This is a genomic window from Citrobacter sp. Cpo126 (genome assembly GCF_030332445.1).
Lineage (GTDB): Bacteria > Pseudomonadota > Gammaproteobacteria > Enterobacterales > Enterobacteriaceae > Citrobacter > Citrobacter portucalensis.
Genome location: NZ_JAOWHT010000024.1, coordinates 162,647 through 181,337 on the forward strand (window position 1 = coordinate 162,647; position 18,691 = coordinate 181,337).

At 53.0% G+C, this 18,691-nt stretch carries 17 protein-coding genes; 8 read left to right on the top strand and 9 right to left on the bottom strand.

Annotated elements, in window-relative coordinates:
• The first annotated feature begins 1 nt into the window (after position 1).
• Entirely contained in the window at positions 2-592 is a 591-nt protein-coding gene (gene acpT / locus OGY17_RS03980) for a 4'-phosphopantetheinyl transferase AcpT (RefSeq protein WP_191215332.1), read from the top strand.
• Here acpT and OGY17_RS03985 read toward each other — a convergent pair.
• Positions 584-1,090, bottom strand: a complete 507-nt coding sequence (locus OGY17_RS03985) for a phenolic acid decarboxylase (RefSeq protein WP_008786388.1) — start codon at positions 1,088-1,090, stop codon at positions 584-586. The genes acpT and OGY17_RS03985 overlap by 9 nt on opposite strands.
• 99 nt (positions 1,091-1,189) lie before the next feature.
• Here OGY17_RS03985 and OGY17_RS03990 point away from each other — a divergent pair, with 99 nt between their 5' ends.
• Both OGY17_RS03990 and nikR read left to right on the top strand, forming a co-directional pair.
• The gene (locus tag OGY17_RS03990) at positions 1,190-2,050 is read left to right on the top strand and encodes a LysR family transcriptional regulator (protein ID WP_286606438.1); all 861 of its coding nucleotides are present in this window, start codon (positions 1,190-1,192) and stop codon (positions 2,048-2,050) included.
• A gap of 91 nt (positions 2,051-2,141) precedes the next feature.
• The gene (nikR, locus tag OGY17_RS04000; protein ID WP_003827507.1) at positions 2,142-2,543 is read left to right on the top strand and encodes a nickel-responsive transcriptional regulator NikR; all 402 of its coding nucleotides are present in this window, start codon (positions 2,142-2,144) and stop codon (positions 2,541-2,543) included.
• A gap of 104 nt (positions 2,544-2,647) precedes the next feature.
• Here the strand turns inward: nikR and OGY17_RS04005 are convergent, their stop codons facing one another.
• The 6 genes from OGY17_RS04005 to OGY17_RS04030 all read right to left on the bottom strand — a co-directional run bounded on the left by OGY17_RS04005 (position 2,648) and on the right by OGY17_RS04030 (position 11,270).
• Positions 2,648-3,772, bottom strand: a complete 1,125-nt coding sequence (locus OGY17_RS04005; RefSeq protein ID WP_020996068.1) for an ABC transporter permease — start codon at positions 3,770-3,772, stop codon at positions 2,648-2,650.
• The gene (gene rbbA / locus OGY17_RS04010; protein WP_286606440.1) at positions 3,772-6,519 is read right to left on the bottom strand and encodes a ribosome-associated ATPase/putative transporter RbbA; all 2,748 of its coding nucleotides are present in this window, start codon (positions 6,517-6,519) and stop codon (positions 3,772-3,774) included. The genes OGY17_RS04005 and rbbA overlap by 1 nt, the downstream gene beginning before the upstream one ends.
• The gene (locus OGY17_RS04015; protein WP_048215360.1) at positions 6,516-7,583 is read right to left on the bottom strand and encodes an HlyD family secretion protein; all 1,068 of its coding nucleotides are present in this window, start codon (positions 7,581-7,583) and stop codon (positions 6,516-6,518) included. Before OGY17_RS04015 ends, rbbA begins: the two co-directional genes overlap by 4 nt.
• Before the next feature lie 329 nt (positions 7,584-7,912).
• The gene (locus OGY17_RS04020; protein ID WP_174770950.1) at positions 7,913-8,545 is read right to left on the bottom strand and encodes an HNH endonuclease family protein; all 633 of its coding nucleotides are present in this window, start codon (positions 8,543-8,545) and stop codon (positions 7,913-7,915) included.
• Positions 8,520-9,986 carry an AAA family ATPase gene (locus tag OGY17_RS04025; protein WP_197964487.1) on the bottom strand — a complete coding sequence of 489 codons (1,467 nt, stop codon included), beginning with the start codon at positions 9,984-9,986 and terminating at the stop codon, positions 8,520-8,522. The genes OGY17_RS04020 and OGY17_RS04025 overlap by 26 nt, the downstream gene beginning before the upstream one ends.
• 93 nt (positions 9,987-10,079) lie before the next feature.
• Positions 10,080-11,270, bottom strand: a complete 1,191-nt coding sequence (locus OGY17_RS04030; RefSeq protein WP_286606443.1) for a BaiN/RdsA family NAD(P)/FAD-dependent oxidoreductase — start codon at positions 11,268-11,270, stop codon at positions 10,080-10,082.
• Positions 11,271-11,499: 229 nt separating this feature from the next.
• Between OGY17_RS04030 and pitA the strand changes: the two genes are divergently transcribed.
• Positions 11,500-12,999 (top strand): inorganic phosphate transporter PitA, encoded by a 1,500-nt coding sequence (pitA, locus tag OGY17_RS04035; protein ID WP_003827471.1) that lies wholly within the window; start codon positions 11,500-11,502, stop codon positions 12,997-12,999.
• Positions 13,000-13,063: 64 nt separating this feature from the next.
• On the opposite strand, the gene uspB is transcribed toward pitA, so the two are convergent.
• The gene (uspB, locus tag OGY17_RS04040) at positions 13,064-13,399 is read right to left on the bottom strand and encodes a universal stress protein UspB (RefSeq protein WP_003023371.1); all 336 of its coding nucleotides are present in this window, start codon (positions 13,397-13,399) and stop codon (positions 13,064-13,066) included.
• Positions 13,400-13,791: 392 nt separating this feature from the next.
• On the opposite strand from uspB, the gene uspA reads away from it, so the two are divergent.
• Both uspA and dtpB read left to right on the top strand, forming a co-directional pair.
• Entirely contained in the window at positions 13,792-14,229 is a 438-nt protein-coding gene (uspA, locus tag OGY17_RS04045; RefSeq protein ID WP_003023368.1) for a universal stress protein UspA, read from the top strand.
• A 281-nt stretch (positions 14,230-14,510) separates the two neighbouring features.
• Positions 14,511-15,983, top strand: coding sequence for a dipeptide/tripeptide permease DtpB (dtpB, locus tag OGY17_RS04050; RefSeq protein WP_048215357.1), 1,473 nt, complete (start codon positions 14,511-14,513; stop codon positions 15,981-15,983).
• Between the two features lie 87 nt (positions 15,984-16,070).
• Here dtpB and OGY17_RS04055 read toward each other — a convergent pair whose 3' ends face one another.
• Positions 16,071-16,574: an RrF2 family transcriptional regulator gene (locus OGY17_RS04055; protein ID WP_079934312.1), complete on the bottom strand. Its 504-nt coding sequence runs from the start codon at positions 16,572-16,574 to the stop codon at positions 16,071-16,073.
• Positions 16,575-16,805: 231 nt separating this feature from the next.
• Here OGY17_RS04055 and OGY17_RS04060 point away from each other — a divergent pair, with 231 nt between their 5' ends.
• On the top strand, positions 16,806-18,005 hold the full coding sequence (locus OGY17_RS04060; protein WP_286606445.1) for an NAD(P)/FAD-dependent oxidoreductase: 1,200 nt from the start codon (positions 16,806-16,808) through the stop codon (positions 18,003-18,005).
• Positions 18,006-18,236: 231 nt separating this feature from the next.
• Positions 18,237-18,691, top strand: a 455-nt coding sequence (locus OGY17_RS04065; protein WP_267445968.1) for an IS110 family transposase, incomplete at its 3' end; no start/stop codon positions are given.

Sequence of the window (18,691 nt, forward strand, 5' to 3'; positions counted from 1 at the left end):
TATGTACCGGATCGTTCTTGGGAAAGTTTCTGTTTTAAGCGCTGGTGCACTGCCTGCCGCACTGAGTGAGCAAGCGCCGCAAGGTGCTCGCCGTGCGCGCTGGCTGGCAGGTCGCGTGCTGCTTTCCCATGCCCTTTCGCCATTACCGGACATCGTCTATGGCGAGCAAGGAAAACCGGCCTTTTCTGCTGACACACCGCTGTGGTTCAATCTCAGCCACAGCGGTGATGATATCGCCCTGCTGCTCAGCGACGAAGGGGAAGTCGGCTGCGATATAGAAGTCGTTCGCCCGCGCGATAACTGGCAAACGCTGGCAAATACGGTATTCAGTCTTGGTGAACATGCCGAAATCGAGGCTGAACGCCCGGAGCAACAGCTGGCGGCGTTCTGGCGCATCTGGACGCGTAAAGAAGCTATCGTGAAACAGCGCGGCGGTAGCGCCTGGCAAATCGTCAGCGTCGACAGTACCGCGCTAACTTCCTCACTCTCCGTCAGCCAGTGCCAGCTCGATACCCTGAGCCTGGCGGTGTGCACCCCCACGCCGTTTACCCTGACCGCAGACGCCGTGCTGCGACTGGAAGCCTTAGCGTAAATTTTCCGGGAAGTTTTTCGGCAGCTCGCTCGCCGCACAGGCAATAACGTCATCATTGTTCGCGCCGCAGTCACGTACGAAAGTGATGGTCGCGAACTCATCAATCACCTCGGTGGGATACGCCGGGCCGGCATCGCGGTACGACATCATCAGCGGAATATGGTCATTCTGGAAGCAGACCGTTTTTTCCGGATTATTGATCACCCAGCGAGGGAAAAAGATGGTGCCGTGAAAGAGTTTGTCACCCAGGTTTACGATCAGACTGACGTCGGTCCCGGTCGGTTCGGTCCACGAAATTTTATAAACGCTCTCCCCCACCCGCACAATATAGGCCCGCTGATCTTTCACCCAACGATTCCCCACAATACCGCTGTGAATGCGGTAATCCAGGGTAGTGTCGTTTTTCACGTAGATCTCGTAATTCCAGCCATTATCGTAGGTATAGACCAGATGTTTGCCGACAAATCCGCTTAAATCATGTTTATCAAACGCGCTCATATTCGTTCTCCTCTTACTTGATGCGAGGATCTTAACGCTTCAAAAATTGGATGAATAACGCTATGTTTGCATCAAATCCATTCAATTATTAGATGAGTTATGCACAAAACAACCCTCGAGCAGTGGGCCCTATTGGAGAAAGTGGTGGAGCTGGGCAGCTTCGCTAAAGCGGCGGAAGAGACCAACCGTAGCCAGTCTTCGGTAAGCTACAATCTGGCACTGTTACAGGAGCGACTTGGCGTAACGCTGCTGACCCCGGAAGGGCGCAGGGCTGTCCTGACACCGGCCGGAGAGCTATTGCTCAATCAGGTCAAACCGCTACTGAAGGCCTTTTTATGGGTGGAAACCCGGGCTGCAACGTTACAAAACGGTACGCGAACGCGGCTGGATTTGATGGTAGATAGCATCTTCCCACGCAAACGCCTGTTTGCCATTCTCAAACAGTTTCAGCAGGCCTGGCCGCAAACGCAGGTGCGTCTGACCGAAGTCCTGGAGAATGGCGATGCTCGACTGGCAGCACATGCCGATGCGGACGTAATGGTCCTGACCCGGCGTCAGGATGTCACCGGACGCGGCGAATGGCTGATGAATATTGACTTCGTGGCCGTGGCCCACCGCGATCACCCACTCTGCATGCTGGATGCGCCGCTGAATGAAGACGCATTACGCGCCTGGCCGCTAATTCGCATTGCCGATCGCGATAACCCACAACAACCGGCGCGTAATGCCTGGACCTTCTCGACCATTGATGCCGCGATTGATGCAGTGATGTATCAGGTCGGTTACGGCTGGCTGCCTGAGGAACGTATTCAGACGCAGCTTGATCAGGGGCTTTTACGCCCACTGCCGTTAAGCCATGGTGCTCGTCGCGCCACGCCTTTGCATCTGATCGTTAAAGATACGCTCGCTCCGCTGGATGAACAGGTCAGTACCCTCCTGCGTTTATTACGAGAGCATTAACCTTTTCCCCGGATGCCGGACGTGTGTTACAAAATACGCTATTCCCCTTACTCCCTGTGCGCCAACGCGCCACATGAAAGGTTAACTGCAGATGCAACGAGTCACCATTACCCTCGATGACGATTTACTGGAAACGCTCGACGGCCTGAGTCAGCGCCGTGGCTACAACAACCGTTCCGAAGCGATACGCGATATTCTGCGTGGCGCACTGGCGCAGGAAACTACCCTTGAACACGGCACCCAGGGCTTCGCGGTGCTCTCGTATGTTTATGAGCATGAGAAGCGTGATCTGGCCAGCCGTATTGTTTCTACCCAACACCACCACCACGATTTATCGGTCGCCACGCTGCACGTGCACATCAACCATGACGACTGCCTGGAAATCGCCGTGCTAAAAGGCGACATGGGCGATGTACAGCATTTTGCCGATGACGTGATTTCCCAGCGCGGCGTGCGCCACGGCCATCTACAGTGCCTGCCGAAAGAAGAGTAATTGCCTGTTTCGTTGCGGGATGCCGGATGGCGGCTACGCCTTATCCGGCCTACGTCCGTTACCGTTTGTAGGCCAGGCAAGCGAAGCGCCCCCGGCAATAATGATTACGCCATCGTGCCAATCGTCTTTCTGAAACGCAGCAGTGCAATCAGGAAGAACGCGCTACCAATCGCCAGCAGCGTCAGAAACTGCGGCCAGACAATGCTAAACCCGGCTCCGCGATAAAGTATCGCCTGCGCGAGACTGACAAAATGAGTAGTCGGCATGGTCAGCATAATGTCCTGCACCGCCTGCGGCATGCTTTCACGCGGTGTGGAGCCACCTGAAAGCATCTGTAACGGCAGCAGCACCAGAATCATCAGCAGCCCCAGCTGCGGCATAGAGCGCGCCAGCGTGCCCATAAAAATGCCGATCGAGGTGGTGGCGAACAGGCTCAGCGCCACGCCCAGCATAAACAACGGTATCGAACCTTCAATCGGTACGCCGAGCACGCCTTTTACCATCAGCATCAGCGACAGACCGGAAACCACCAGCACCACCAGCCCCATCGACCAGATTTTTGCCATCATGATCTCAAACGGCGTCACCGGCATCACCAGCAGATGTTCAATGGTCCCGTGCTCGCGTTCGCGGATCAACGCCGAACCGGTCAGTACAATCGCCAGCATAGTGATGTTATTGATGATCGCCATCACCGCGCCAAAGCGAGCGGGTTCCAGATTAGGGTTAAAGCGCATGCGCATTTCCAGCGCCACCGGCGGCTCATTGTTATCGCGGTAACGCGCCACAAAGCTGTTCACCTCGCCGCTGATGATATTCTGGATATAGCTGTTGCCGGTAAACGCCTGGCTCATGCGCGTGGCATCGACGTTAACCTGTATATCCGGTTGTCGTCCGGCCAGCACATCACGCTGAAAATCAGGCGGAATGTTTACGGCGAAGGTATAGCGCCCGGCGTCCAGCCCGGCATCCATTTCATCGGCAGTGATCATCTCCGGCGGTAAAAACCACGGGCGATAAAAGCTGTTCACAATCCGATTCGACAACTGCGACTGGTCCATATCGGCAATAGCAATCGGTGCCAGATGCAGCGAACCCGGCAGGACGGTCGCGGAAGAATAAACCGAAATCGTGAAGGCGAAGACGATCAGCGTCAGCATCGCTTTGTCACCCAGCAGGCTGCGCAACTCTTTGATGCCGAGGTTATAAATATTGCGTAATCGGCGCATCACCCCTCCTGTTTTTTCAGCAGTAATACGCTCAGACCAATCACCACCGGAATGGCTACCGCCAGCGGAATAAACAGCTGCCAGAGATCGGTCAGATCCAACGCTTTAGAGAACGTTCCGCGCGCGATGGTCAGAAAATGGCTGGTCGGATAAATTTCACCAATCCACCGACCCGGCCCTTCCAGCGAGGCAACTGGATCGATCATTCCGGAAAACTGCGTCGCCGGGATCAGCGTAATAATCGCCGTACCAAAAATGGCCGCGATCTGGCTTTTCATAAACGTGGAGATTAACAGCCCCAGCCCGGTGGCAATGGTGACGTACAGCAGCGCAGCCAGCGTCAGGGTCACAAAGCTGCCCTTATGCGGAACGCCGAATACAAACACCGACAGCGCGCACAACAGCAGGAAGTTCAGCATGCCCAGCACGATGTATGGCAACTGTTTGCCGAGTAAAAACTCGCTGCGGGTCGTGGGCGTAACGTACAGATTGATAATCGACCCCAGCTCTTTCTCACGCACCACGCTGAGGGCGCTGAGCATGGAAGGGATCATCATCAACAGCAGTGGGATCACTGCCGGAACAATCGCCGGTAGACTCTTCACATCCGGGTTGTAACGATAGCGAGTTTCAATGGTCATCAGCCCGTTTTGCCCGCTGGCATTTGGCTGGCGCGCCATCACATCCTGCAGCCAGGTCTGGTGCATCGCCTGCACGTACCCCCTGACCGTTTCAGCGCGGCTTGGCATTGCGCCATCGACCCAGACGCCAATCTTCACCGGCGTTCCACGCGCGATATCGCGGCCAAAATTTGGCGGAATTTCAATTGCTACCGCAACTTCGCCTGAGCGCATCCGTTTGTCCAGCTCGTCATAACTGGTGAGCGGCGGTTGCTCGATAAAATAGCGCGATCCCGCCAGATTCAGCGTCCACGCCTGGCTGCTGACGGTCTGGTCGCGGTCGAGCACCGAAAAACGCAGGTTTTCCACATCCATGCTGATGCCGTAGCCCATGATAAGCATCAGGATCACCGTGCCCATCAGCGCCAGCGTGGAGCGTACCGGATCGCGCCGTAGTTCCAGCGCTTCACGGCGGCTGTAGCTGAACAAGCGCCGCAGGCTAAAACCTTGCCGCGGCGGCTTACTGTTTTCATGCACTGTCGGGACATTGGCTGGCGCTAACTGAGCTTCCGGCGCCGGGCCTGCCGCTTCCTGCAACCAGGAGATAAACGCCTCTTCCAGACTGGCAGCTCCACGCTGTTTCACCAGTTCCTGCGGCGTACCGCTGGCCAGTACTTTTCCGGCGTGCATCAGCGACATGCGGTCGCAGCGCTCCGCTTCGTTCATAAAGTGGGTGGAGATAAAAATGGTCACTCTGTCCTTGCGCGACAGATCAACCATCAGTTGCCAGAACATATCCCTCGCTACCGGATCGACCCCGGAGGTCGGTTCATCAAGAATGAGCATCTCCGGGCGATGGATCACCGCCACCGCCAGCGACAGGCGTTGACGGATCCCCAACGGCAGCGCACCGGGCAGCGCATCTTCGACATCGGTCAGCGAAAAGCGCTCACTCATCTCCTGCACTCGCCCAGGGATTTCTGCTTCGGGGATATGGAACAGCCGCGCATGTAGTTCGAGGTTTTGCCGGACGGTCAGCTCGCTGTAGAGCGAAAATGCCTGCGACATATAGCCTACCCGGCGGCGGGTATCGATATTCTTCGGATCAACCGCTTGTCCAAACAGCCACGCCTCGCCTTCGCTTGCGGGTAGCAGTCCGGTGAGCATTTTCATGGTGGTGGATTTACCGCAGCCGTTGGAGCCGAGAAAACCGAAGATTTCCCCGCGCGGAATGCGGAAGTTAACGTGGTCCACCGCCACAAATTTACCGAAGCGCATGGTCAGGTTTTTCGCCTCGATGGCAATCTCTTCCTGCTCAGCGTGATACGGCGGGATCACTACCGGTTTATGCGCCTGGCGCTGGGCTTCAGGTAACAGCGCGATAAACGCCTGCTCCAGCGTGTTGCTGTTGGTTTGCTCACGTAGCTGCTGCGCGCTCCCGGTGGCTAACACCTCCCCGGCGTTCATCGCCACCAGCCAGTCAAAGCGCTCGGCTTCTTCCATATAAGCGGTCGCAACCAGCACGCTCATGTTGGTCTGCCGCTGGCGAATGCTGTTAATCAGATCCCAGAACTGGGCGCGGGACAGCGGGTCGACCCCGGTGGTGGGTTCATCGAGAATTAACAGTTCCGGGTCGTGGATTAACGCGCAGCACAGCCCCAGCTTTTGCTTCATCCCGCCCGAGAGTTTCCCGGCAGGACGGTCGCGAAACGGTGCCAGTCCGGTGCTATTCAGCAGCTCGGTAATCCGCGCCTCACGCTCCGCTTTGTCATGCCCAAACAGGCGGGCAAAGAAATCGACGTTCTCATATACCGACAGCGTGTGATACAGGTTTTTCCCCAGCCCCTGCGGCATCCAGGCAATGCGCGGGCAGACATCCCGGCGATGTTTTGGGTCGCGCATATCGCCACCCAACACCATCACGTTGCCGTGTTCAATGACCCGCGCGCCGGAGATGAGCGACAGCAGGCTCGATTTTCCGACGCCATCCGGACCAATCAACCCCACCATACAGCGGGCAGGGATATCCAGCGTGATATTGTTCAGCGCTACCGTTTTCCCGTAATGCTGACTCACGCCGTCAAGGTGCGCCACGGGAGGAACGGGAACCAGCGCCAGATGCGTCATTGCGGCAACCTCACCACCAGGTCGTCAGGCCAGGCGCGACTTTCATCAACACGCACCCACGCCATGCCCGGCAGACCGGTTTTCACGTACTCCAGATGCTGCTGCAACAGCTCTGGCGGGATACGCGCTTTGACGCGAAACATCAGTTTCAGCCGTTCATCGCTGGTTTCGACCGTTTTCGGCGTGAACTGCGCGACACTAGCCACAAAGCTGATGGTCGCCGGAATACGCAGATCCGGCGCAGCATCCAGCACCAGACGCGCTTCTCCGCCAATCTTCAGTAAACCAGCCTGTTCGGTTGGCAAGAAGAACGTCATGTAGACATCGCTGAGATCGACCATATTCAGCACGCGACCGCCCGCGGAAAGCACCTCGCCAGGTTCAGCTACGCGGTACTGTACGCGACCATCCCGCGGGGCTTTCAGCTCGCTGTCATCAATATCAGCCGCAATACGACGTTCGGTAGCCTGCGCGGCTTCTACGCGGGTTTGCGCCTGAATGATACTGGTGCGAGCGGCTTCAATGGCGGCTTTTGCCGCAGAGACCTGCGCCTTTGCGGATTCCAGTGCAGCGCGTGCGCTTTCTGCCGCAGCCCTGTCGTCATCCAGCTGTTGCTCAGACACAGCCCCACGCTGAGATAGCGAACGGGAGCGGACGTGGCGTTTAGAGACCGACTGCAGTTCCGCCTCACGCTGTTTTACCACCGACTGCGCGGCGCGCATTTCACTTTGCCGCTGCTCTAACAGCGCCCGCGCCGCCGCCACCGCACTTTCGGCCTCTTTGATTTGGGCTACCGCTTCCAGCCGCTGCTCCTGCAGCACGCGGGTATCCATTTTCGCCAGCACTTCGCCCTGGCGAACGAACTGCCCTTCCGACACGAGGATCGTGTCAATTCGCCCGGCAATCTTGGTGGCAATATCCACTTCGGTAGCTTCAATTCTGCCATTGCTGGCTGCAAACCCCTCCGGTATTCCCGCAGGACGAAGCACCCACCATGCTATCGCGGCCACCACGACCAGAATGCCCGCCACCCACCACATCATATGACGTTTAAACTTATCCATATTCGACCCGCCGTAATCCCTGTTATCAAACGATGCGTGTCACAAAGCCCACTGAACAGCTATTCAGCGGGAGATTCCATCCGGGATAAGAAGGAATGAGAAACAATGGCCAGAGAGCAGACAGGCATGTAAGCAACCTGCGCCGCGAAGGAAGTGAATGATGAAAATGCTGTGAAATCGGGTAGTAATGTTGTCATCATCAGCGTTCCTGGCCGGAAATGAAACACGCATACTCATTACTGCTGTCTATTGAATACTAACACCTGGATTCAATATGTCTATTCGGTTGTTGTTTGTGTTGAGGGACATCCATAATGGACCAACAGTATTTACTCTGATAACCAGCCCCGAAGAACGTTGATAACGATGGGGGCATAAGGTTCCAGTTGATTGTCTTTGGGGAGACTCAGGACATTAATTAGATCGTGGAGTAATTCATCGTCTTCCAGACCTTCATCAGGATCTATTCCGTTACTAAATAGTATGGTGGCTATGGCTTGTTTGCGTATTTCAATCAGCTTTCTGTTCTTCGTTTCATCCTCTCCAAGATTAAGAACCCGAATCGCTTCCTGCGCACGAAACGTATTACCTCTGACACGACCACTGATCATAAATTCCAGTTCCGTTTCACACTCATCCATCAACGGAGTCAGTGAAAACAGCTGGGAACCGTGAGATTCATCACATTGCTTTGCTGTAGTGCAACTTGCAACAATATTATTAAAATCAAGGGATAAATGCTGGGCGTGATGTCTGGCTTGCACATGCTCATTCATAGTATCACTATTCTGACCACTGATAGGTTTACAGCAATACGCACACAGATAAAATTGTTCCTGAACACAAACCGCCCGAATATCTCGACGTTCTATTTCAGTCAAATCCTCATAAACGCCGCTCGCATTAGAACGCTTCCAGCGAGTCAAACTAGCTGGCTCATTGCTCTTCGTGATTTTTCTCAATGCGTAACTCCTGTTTGCGCAGTAATAAACGAGCTTTAGATAATTCCAGATTATTAGCAGGCAGATCCTCCATTAGCTTTTCAAGTAAACTTCTCGCTTGATTTAGCTGTTTTTTCTGAATTAAATCCAATAAATCGTTGAGTTGAGTCGCAATCTTTGCATTACGAATATCCGTATCCATCACATCCAGTAATACACTATTTGCATCTTGCCCATACAGAGAAGGAACAACACTCAACTCCCCATCATCAAGCGAATAGACCAGTACATTTTTGCAGTCGCTGATGACCAAAGGCGAATGGGTTGTCAAAATAAACTGGCAGTGAGGAAATGTTGTGGTTAACCGATCTATAATACCACGCTGCCACGAGGGATGAAGATGCATGTCTACTTCGTCAATCAGCACAACTCCTTGTCCATACAATGGATTTTCCAGGGTCGGATTCATCATCGCCAATCGACGAGCGATATCCCCAACAAGCGCCATCAGTGATTTTTCACCTTGCGACAATTGCAAGACATTGAGTGTTTCCCCGTTTTTTTCTACCGTCATATGCACCCGAGGCTTACGGCGAACCTGGAGCCCTTCAAAACCCGGCATAAATGCGGCAATTGCAGCACGTACTGCGTTTAGTTGCGGATCTCTGGCCTCTTTAGATTTATCCTGAATATCCTGCATCAATTTAATAGCGCTTTTAAGTTTTTTGAACTCCTCGCCTAAGCCTTTAAAATCAAGAGGTTCAAGTTTATCGACACGCTCATCAGCATTTTCAATATCGGCAAGTATTTGCAATCTATTTTCAAAATCCTCATCTAGAAAATCCGACAATACCGTTTTATCATTCTCATTTTCAATATCTTCTCGGGTACGGAACCACTCAAAAAACCGACTAAAATCTACGCCCTGATTAAGAGCATGGTCATATCCATCTATCTGCTGGAAAGCATGTTTATTTTTAATTTTAAGAGGGATTTCCAATACGCTTCGTTCTACCGGATAAAAGGCGATTAAAGGTAAACTGCTTTTACGATGTTGTGTTAAGAGGGTGCGGTAATAATTTGCCAAAACGGAAGCAGAATTAAGCAGGCTGGTATATTCGCCAATCATTCCACTTCTGGCTTTCGCCAGAGTCCAGTGATATTCCTTTTCTTCTGCACCGATTACCGCGGCTTTCACCGCAAGCGTAATTGCAGCAGATGTACTCTCATTAGTAATCAGATTTTCACTGAGGCTACTGCCACTCCCTTTCTCACTACGAATGCGTGATACCATCCAACTGAGTGATGTCGCCAGCGCCTGTAAAATTGACGTTTTTCCTGCACCATTATTCCCCACCAGCACAGTAACATTGGAAGGATTGTCGCTTGTAGGCGCAATTGGGACCTCTAAAGAGGTAAAGCGCCCGACATTGTGTAATGTCAACTGCGTAATTTTCATCATCCATTCCTTAAGTAAACATGAGATCGCTGGTACAGGTATCGCGCTACCGCTAATGATACATCTCTTGAGCAATGATTCATCAATCTCCAGAGTTTAATTCGCCAAATCCTGCGCACATGCCCAGGCACTCGACCATGCCCACTGGAAGTTATAGCCACCCAACCAGCCGGTGACGTCCATCACTTCGCCGATAAAGTAGAGCCCTGGCACTTTGCGGGCTTCCATCGTGCGCGATGACAGCTCGTTGGTATCGACGCCGCCCAACGTGACTTCAGCGGTACGATACCCTTCCGTACCGTTCGGCTGCACCCGCCACTCGGTCAGCGTTTCAACCAGCGTTTGCTGATCGCGTACGTTAAGCTGCTTCAGAGACACGTCAGGAATTTGCCCTAACTGCTGCAGGCATTCCACCAGACGCTTTGGCAACTGCATTGCTAAGGTATTCTTTAAGCTCTGGTTAGGGTGTGCGCTACGTTGTTCGTCGAGGAAGCTCACCAGGTCAACATCCGGCAACAAATTAATGCTGACAAATTCGCCTGGCTGCCAAAAACTGGAAATCTGCAAAACAGCTGGGCCCGAAAGTCCTCGGTGTGTAAAGAGCAGATTTTCGCGAAATACGGTGCCATCCTCGGCGGTGATAACGGAGGAGACCGACACGCCAGAGAGCACCTGAAGCTGCTCCAGCAGTGGCTTATGCAATGTAAAGGGCACCAGTCCCGCGCGCGTTGGCAACACCTTCAGTCCGAACTGTTCGGCAATTTTATAACCAAACGGCGTTGCCCCCAGACCCGGCATGGAAAGCCCACCGGAAGCGATAACCAGTTTTTTCGTGCCGACCGTCATGCCGTTCAGTTCGAGGGTGAAACCTTCATCATCCTGCACCACGCTCAGGACTTCGCTCCGTAACCGCATAGTTACGTTACCTTTTTCACACTCGTCTCCCAGCATATCGACAATTTGCTGAGCGGAATCATCGCAGAACAGCTGACCCAGCGTTTTTTCGTGCCAGGCAATACCGTGTTTGCCCACCAGGTCGATAAAATCCCACTGCGTGTAACGCGCCAGTGCCGATTTGCAAAAATGCGGGTTTTGGCTCAAATAGGCGGCCGGTTCGACATAAAGATTGGTAAAGTTGCAACGTCCCCCGCCAGACATGAGAATCTTGCGTCCTGGCTTTTTACCATTATCAATAAGCAGTACTCGACTACCTGCTTGTCCTGCCTGCGCGGCACAAAACATACCCGCTGCGCCAGCGCCTATAATAACGGTATCAAACCTTTCCACGTTGCGATCCTCTCTAAAAAGCGGGTGTGAATTGTAAAGATTCCTCAGTGGTCGCACCAGCACCAAACTACCGATAAAGGGTATTTAACTGAAATATATAGGATAATTCTTTAGTGGTGTAAAACAAAGCAGGAGACAAATCAAAAAAACTCTATATTTCACTTTGCCCGCGCCGCCAAAGTCACTGATAATGCGCCGCGTTCATGTCCTCAAAATGGCGTAACGTCCTATGCTACATTTGTTTGCTGGCCTGGATTTACATACCGGGCTTTTACTATTGCTTGCTCTGGCTTTTGTGCTGTTCTACGAAGCAATTAACGGCTTCCATGACACAGCCAATGCTGTCGCAACCGTGATCTATACCCGTGCAATGCGTTCGCAATTGGCGGTGGTCATGGCTGCGTTGTTCAACTTCTTTGGTGTTTTGCTGGGTGGTCTCAGCGTGGCGTATGCCATCGTGCATATGCTACCAACGGATCTGCTGCTTAATATGGGATCGTCACATGGCCTTGCCATGGTGTTCTCCATGCTGCTGGCGGCAATTATCTGGAACCTGGGTACCTGGTACTTTGGTTTACCTGCATCCAGCTCCCACACGCTGATTGGCGCCATTATCGGTATTGGTTTAACCAATGCACTGATGACCGGCACCTCGGTGGTGGACGCACTTAACATTCCGAAAGTTATCGGTATTTTTGCTTCGCTTATCATCTCGCCAATTGTTGGTCTGGTGGTTGCAGGCGGTCTTATTTTCATTCTGCGTCGTTACTGGAGCGGTACAAAAAAACGTGCCCGTATCCACCTGACGCCAGCAGAACGTGAAAAGAAAGATGGCAAGAAAAAGCCGCCGTTCTGGACCCGTATTGCACTGATCCTCTCCGCTATCGGCGTAGCGTTCTCTCATGGCGCTAACGACGGGCAGAAAGGCATTGGTCTGGTGATGCTGGTGCTGATTGGCGTAGCGCCTGCAGGCTTCGTGGTGAATATGAATGCTTCCGGTTACGAGATTACCCGTACCCGTGATGCAATCAATAACGTCGAAGTCTTCTTCCAGCAGCGCCCTGACCTGCTTAAACAGGCCACAGGCGTAGACCAGCTGATTCCGTCCCCGACGGACGCGGCACCCGCGACGACGACAGAGTTCCATTGCCACCCGGCGAATACCATCAACGCGCTGGAACGTGCGAAAGGTATGCTGGCGAACCTGGAAACCTACGACAAGTTAAGCGTCGAACAGCGTGGTCAGCTGCGCCGTATTATGCTGTGCATCTCTGATACCACCGATAAAGTGGTTAAGCTGCCTGGCGTAAGCGCTGACGATCAGCGTCTGCTGAAAAAACTGAAAGCCGACATGCTGAGCACCATTGAGTACGCGCCTATCTGGATCATTATGGCCGTCGCACTGGCGCTGGGTATTGGTACGATGATTGGCTGGCGTCGCGTTGCCACCACCATCGGCGAGAAAATCGGTAAGAAAGGCATGACTTATGCCCAGGGGATGTCGGCGCAGATGACCGCCGCAGTCTCTATCGGTCTCGCCAGCTACACCGGTATGCCCGTTTCCACCACCCACGTTCTCTCTTCTTCCGTTGCGGGGACGATGGTTGTTGATGGCGGCGGATTGCAGCGTAAAACGGTAACCAGCATTCTGATGGCCTGGGTCTTCACCCTGCCGGCTGCGATTATTCTTTCCGGGGTGCTGTACTGGCTCTCCCTGAAGCTTATCTAAGCGAATGCATGATAAAAAAGCGGGTCAGGAAGCTGACCCGCTTTTTTTGTATCTGTTGTTGGCATCAGTGCCAGATAATCAGCGCAACCATGCTGATTAGCACCAGGCCGCATAGCGCGCTGGTGAGAATGAACTGACCGCGAACCCGCTCACAGCGGCGAATAAATTCATCATCATGATGATCGCGGTAACGCTGAGCGTAGATATACCACACCAGACGCATCTGCTTGTTCGGTTGCCCATGCGAGGTAAAAAAGCCCCCTCCATCTACATACTGGTAAAGTAATGGATCGCAACCACGAAGTACCACTAACAGTGCGCGTAGCGAAGAAAAATAGCGCGCCATATTAACAATGCAAACGACACATAAAGCCCAGAATAATGCAATGGTGCTTATCATACCTCCTCCCCGGCGACCCGCCCACGGAACTCCTTTCCGGGACTACCGCTCCCCGATACCCTGCCAAACCATTCAATGAAGAGTGCAGCCGAAACCGTTCGTGTTAGTATCACGCATCCGAACGCCTCTTTAGATAGTGTAGGAGATTAGTTAATTTTTTTGCCATAAGGTTAATCGCTATCAATGCAATTAACTAAAAAATTTGTTTAACTATTTGGCAAGCAAGGCGGATTGACGGATTATCCTGGTCGCTATAATGTAAGGATAGTCCTTATATGGTACGTTTTTACGACTGGGCTAGCCCCGCGCACAAGGTTCGCAGGACGCGGATGACGCGGCGGCATATAACGCCAGCAGGCTAGTCATCGACAACTTATGGAAGGAGTAACACTATGGCTTATAAACACATTCTTATCGCGGTTGATCTTTCTCCGGAAAGCAAAGTTCTGGTTGAAAAAGCGGTTTCTATGGCGCGACCTTACAATGCTAAAGTCTCCCTTATCCACGTTGACGTAAACTATTCCGACCTGTACACCGGGCTCATCGACGTGAATCTGGGCGACATGCAGAAACGCATTTCTGAAGAAACCCACCACGCGTTAACCGAGCTGTCCACCAATGCAGGCTACCCTATCACCGAAACCCTGAGCGGTAGCGGCGACCTGGGTCAGGTTCTGGTTGATGCCATCAAAAAATACGACATGGATCTGGTCGTCTGTGGTCACCACCAGGATTTCTGGAGCAAACTGATGTCCTCCGCGCGCCAACTGATCAACACCGTCCACGTCGACATGTTGATTGTTCCGCTGCGTGACGACGAAGAAGCATAAAATGCTTGCCGCCGGAAGTTAACCCGGCCCACTGCAAGTCGTTAAGCCTGTAAACGCCCGCCTTCGCGGGCGTTTTTGTTTTTATCACTCGGTCACAATTAGTACATCAATCCAACAAATAAATCATAATTAGTGTGATCAACTAATTGGATCGAAAACTATCTCTATAATACTCTACCCTTGCGGCCAATAACCGCAGTCTATAACAAAATAAGACTTTTTCGGCGCGTTTAAGCATACGCGTTCATACTTTTCGGGATGGCTTTGAAAGGCGATGGAATATGAATAAAACTGCACCTACGGGCTTGCTGCAGCAACCTCGTCCGTTCTTCATGATCTTCTTTGTGGAATTATGGGAACGATTTGGCTATTACGGCGTACAGGGCATCCTGGCGGTATTTTTTGTTAAGCAGCTCGGATTTTCACAAGAACAGGCATTTGTCACCTTTGGTGCCTTTGCCGCACTGGTTTACGGCCTGATCTCGATCGGCGGCTACGTCGGCGACCACCTGTTAGGCACCAAGCGCACGCTGGTACTCGGTGCCATTGTGCTGGCAATCGGCTACTTCATGACCGGGATGTCGCTGCTTAAGCCGGATCTGATCTTTATTGCTTTGGGTACCATTGCCGTTGGTAACGGGCTATTTAAAGCCAACCCGGCAAGCCTGCTGTCAAAATGCTATCCCCCGAAAGACGCCCGTCTGGACGGTGCTTTCACCCTGTTTTACATGTCGATTAACATCGGTTCGCTGCTGTCACTGTCGCTGGCGCCGGTGATTGCCGATAAGTTTGGCTATGCTGTGACTTACAACCTGTGCGGAGCCGGACTAATCGTCGCGCTGCTGGTCTACTTTGCCTGCCGCGGAATGGTGAAAAATATCGGCTCTGAGCCAGACCATAAGCCACTGAACTTCCGTAACCTGCTGTACGTGCTGGCCGGTACGGTAGTGATGGTATTTATCTGCGCCTGGCTGATGCACAACGTGCAGATTGCCAACCTGGTGCTGATCGTCCTGTCGATTGCCGTGACCATCATCTTCTTCCGTCAGGCATTCAAACTGGATAAAACCGGGCGCAACAAGATGTTCGTGGCCTTTATCCTGATGCTGGAAGCGGTGGTGTTCTACGTGCTGTACGCGCAGATGCCGACATCGCTAAACTTCTTTGCGATCAATAACGTACACCATGAAATTCTTGGTTTCGCCATCAACCCGGTGAGCTTCCAGGCGCTGAACCCGTTCTGGGTGGTACTGGCGAGTCCGGTACTGGCCGCAATCTATACCCGTCTGGGCAACAAAGGCAAAGATCTGACCATGCCGATGAAATTTACGCTCGGTATGTTCCTGTGCTCATTGGGCTTCCTGACGGCCGCCGCTGCCGGGATGTGGTTTGCCGATGCACAAGGGCTGACGTCGCCGTGGTTTATCGTGCTGGTGTATCTGTTCCAGAGCCTGGGTGAACTGCTGATTAGCGCCCTGGGACTGGCTATGGTCGCCGCTCTCGTGCCACAACACCTGATGGGCTTCATTCTTGGGATGTGGTTCCTGACACAGGCCGCAGCCTTCCTGATGGGGGGTTATGTCGCTACGTTCACCGCCGTACCAGAGAACATCACCGACCCGCTGCAAACGCTGCCTATCTATACCAACGTCTTCAGTAAGATTGGCCTTGTCACCCTGGCCGTAACAGTTGTTATGGCGATTATGGTGCCATGGCTGAACCGCATGATTAATACGCCGAGTACCGAGCAATAACCTTCAGTGCCGGATGGCGGCTATTGCCCCTATCCGGCCTACATTCAACATGCCCGATCGCCTTGCGCTATCGGGCATTTTCACTCACTACCCTTTACGCGTGTCTATCCACTCCTGCACTTCCACCACAAAAGTGTCCGGTGCTTTACGGTACATTTTGCGCGCCAAGTCCAGAATCGTATGCTGGCCGAGCGCTTCTTCCATTCGCTGCTGAGCCATGTCCATTACCGAACGCACACCACAAATGCCTTCACAGGCCCACTCGGGTGGATGCTCCTCAAATACCGCCAGCCGCTGGCGAATTTCACGACATTCAAAGATGCGCTTATCGCCATCAATAGCATTCACCACATCCAGCACCGTGATGTGTTCAGCGGGTTTAGCTAACTGGAAACCGCCACCTTTGCCTTCAATGCTGCGCACCAGACCCGCTTTGGACAGACGGGTGAAAATTTTTGCCAGATAGTCATACGGTACGCTTTGCAGTTCGGCTATTTCCCGCACGCTCATATCCCGCGCGTCGCCCTTACTGTCGACCATACACATCAGGCTATGAATGCCGTACTCAACTCCCGAACTGTAGAATGCCATTCTCTTATCTCAGCCAAAATGAATCTGAGTTTATTGTAGCTTTTTCATCTCATTCATTCCAGACAGCAAAGTAACCCCTTTTCACAACAGAACTTTAAATTCATATTTATCAATCAGATAATCAAAAAACATCACCCTTTGAGGCAAAAAGGATCTCGATCGCATTGCAATTCCTAACTACGACAAATAAAATCCGAGTAAATAATTCGTAGTCACCAGTGAGAAAACCCAATGCGTAAACAAATTCTGATCGTGGGCGCCGGCTTTGCCGGTATGTGGGCAGCATTAAGCGCCGCACGACTGGCGGATAAACATCAGCAGGCAATTGATATTACAGTAATTGCGCCACAACCGGAGCTGCGTGTCCGCCCACGCTTTTATGAAAGCGCCGTTCATACGCTGGTCGCACCACTGCAACCGTTGTTTGACGTTACCGGCGTCAACTTCCTGCAAGGTCACGTCGAGCAAATCCACCCGGACTCTAAAGAGGTGAGCTGGAAAGATGCCAACGGTGACACTCATCTGCGTCGCTATGACCGCCTGGTGCTCGCCAGCGGAAGTCACGTAAACCGCGACGCCGTCGCCGGTGCTGCCGAGCACGCGTTTGACCTCGACCAACTCGAGAGCGCCGCTGTACTGGAGCAGCACATTAATAATCTGGCATTACAACCGGAAAGTGAGGCTCGTAATACCGTGGTGGTCTGTGGTGGTGGTTTCACCGGGATAGAGATGGCGCTGGAATTACCGGGTCGTTTGCGCGAAATATTGGGCGCTGATGCTAAGACCAGAGTTGTCGTAGTTGAACGCGGTGCTCAGCCGGGCGGACGCTGGAGCCAGGAATTACGTGACGTGATTATCGAAGCCTCTGCTGAACTGGGCGTCGAGTGGCTGGTCAATGCGGAAGTAGAGTGTGTGGATGCCTCCGGCGTCACGCTGAAAGATGGGCAGGTGATTGCCTCTCAGACGGTTATCTGGACCGTCGGCGTGCAGGCTAATAACCTGACAGCACAGATTAATGCCCCGCGCGATCGCCAGGGCCGTCTGCATGTGAATGCTAATCTGCAGGTTGTGGGTCACGATGATATCTACGCCACTGGCGATGTGGCCTATGCCGCCACCGACGACAAAGGCAACCATGCGTTAATGACCTGTCAGCACGCTATTTTGTTGGGTAAATTTGCCGGTAATAACGCTGCGGCAGATCTGTTGGACGTAGCGCCATTGCCATATCGTCAGGAAAACTACGTCACCTGCCTGGATCTTGGTGCCTGGGGTGCGGTATATAGCGAAGGATGGGATCAGCAGGTGAAACTGACGCGCGCAGAAGCGAAGAAGCTGAAGGTGTCGATTGTCAGCGAGCTGATTTACCCACCGAAAGCAGACCGAGCAGTAGCATTTGAGATTGCCAACCCGCTGGCACCATTTGTTTAATAGGTTATGCCGGATGCGGCTAACGCCTTATCCGGCCTTGTATTATCCTCTCTGTGCAGAGAGGGCCGGCCAGTTCTCCCTGCCATGCCGTCCGCATGCCGTATCCGGCCTTAGGTTAACAACCTGTATTGTAGATTTATGCAGCGGACTGCCGTTCTCCACAAGTGACAAACCGGACAGTATCATGGACCGGTTTTCCCGGTAATCCGCATTCACAAGGTTGGTCTCACTATGGAACAGGAACTTCATTTTATCGGTATTGACGTCTCTAAAGCCAAGCTGGATGTCGATGTGCTGCGTCCCGATGGCCGTCACCGCAGTAAAAAATTTGCGAACACCCTGAAGGGCCACAATGAACTCCTCCACTGGCTCAACAGCCATAACGTGGCGCCGGCGCATATCTGTATGGAAGCCACCAGTACGTATATGGAAGACGTGGCCGCCCATCTCAGTGATGCCGGATTCACCGTCTCCATCATCAATCCTGCCCTCGGCAAAGCCTTCGCACAGAGCGAGGGGCTGCGCAGCAAAACCGATGCCGTTGATGCCCGCATGCTGGCAGAGTTTTGCCGTCAGAAGCGCCCGGCAGTCTGGGAAGCTCCGCATCCGGTTGAACGGGCGTTACGGGCACTGGTGCTGCGCCATCAGTCACTGACGGATATGCGTACGCAGGAACTGAATCGCCT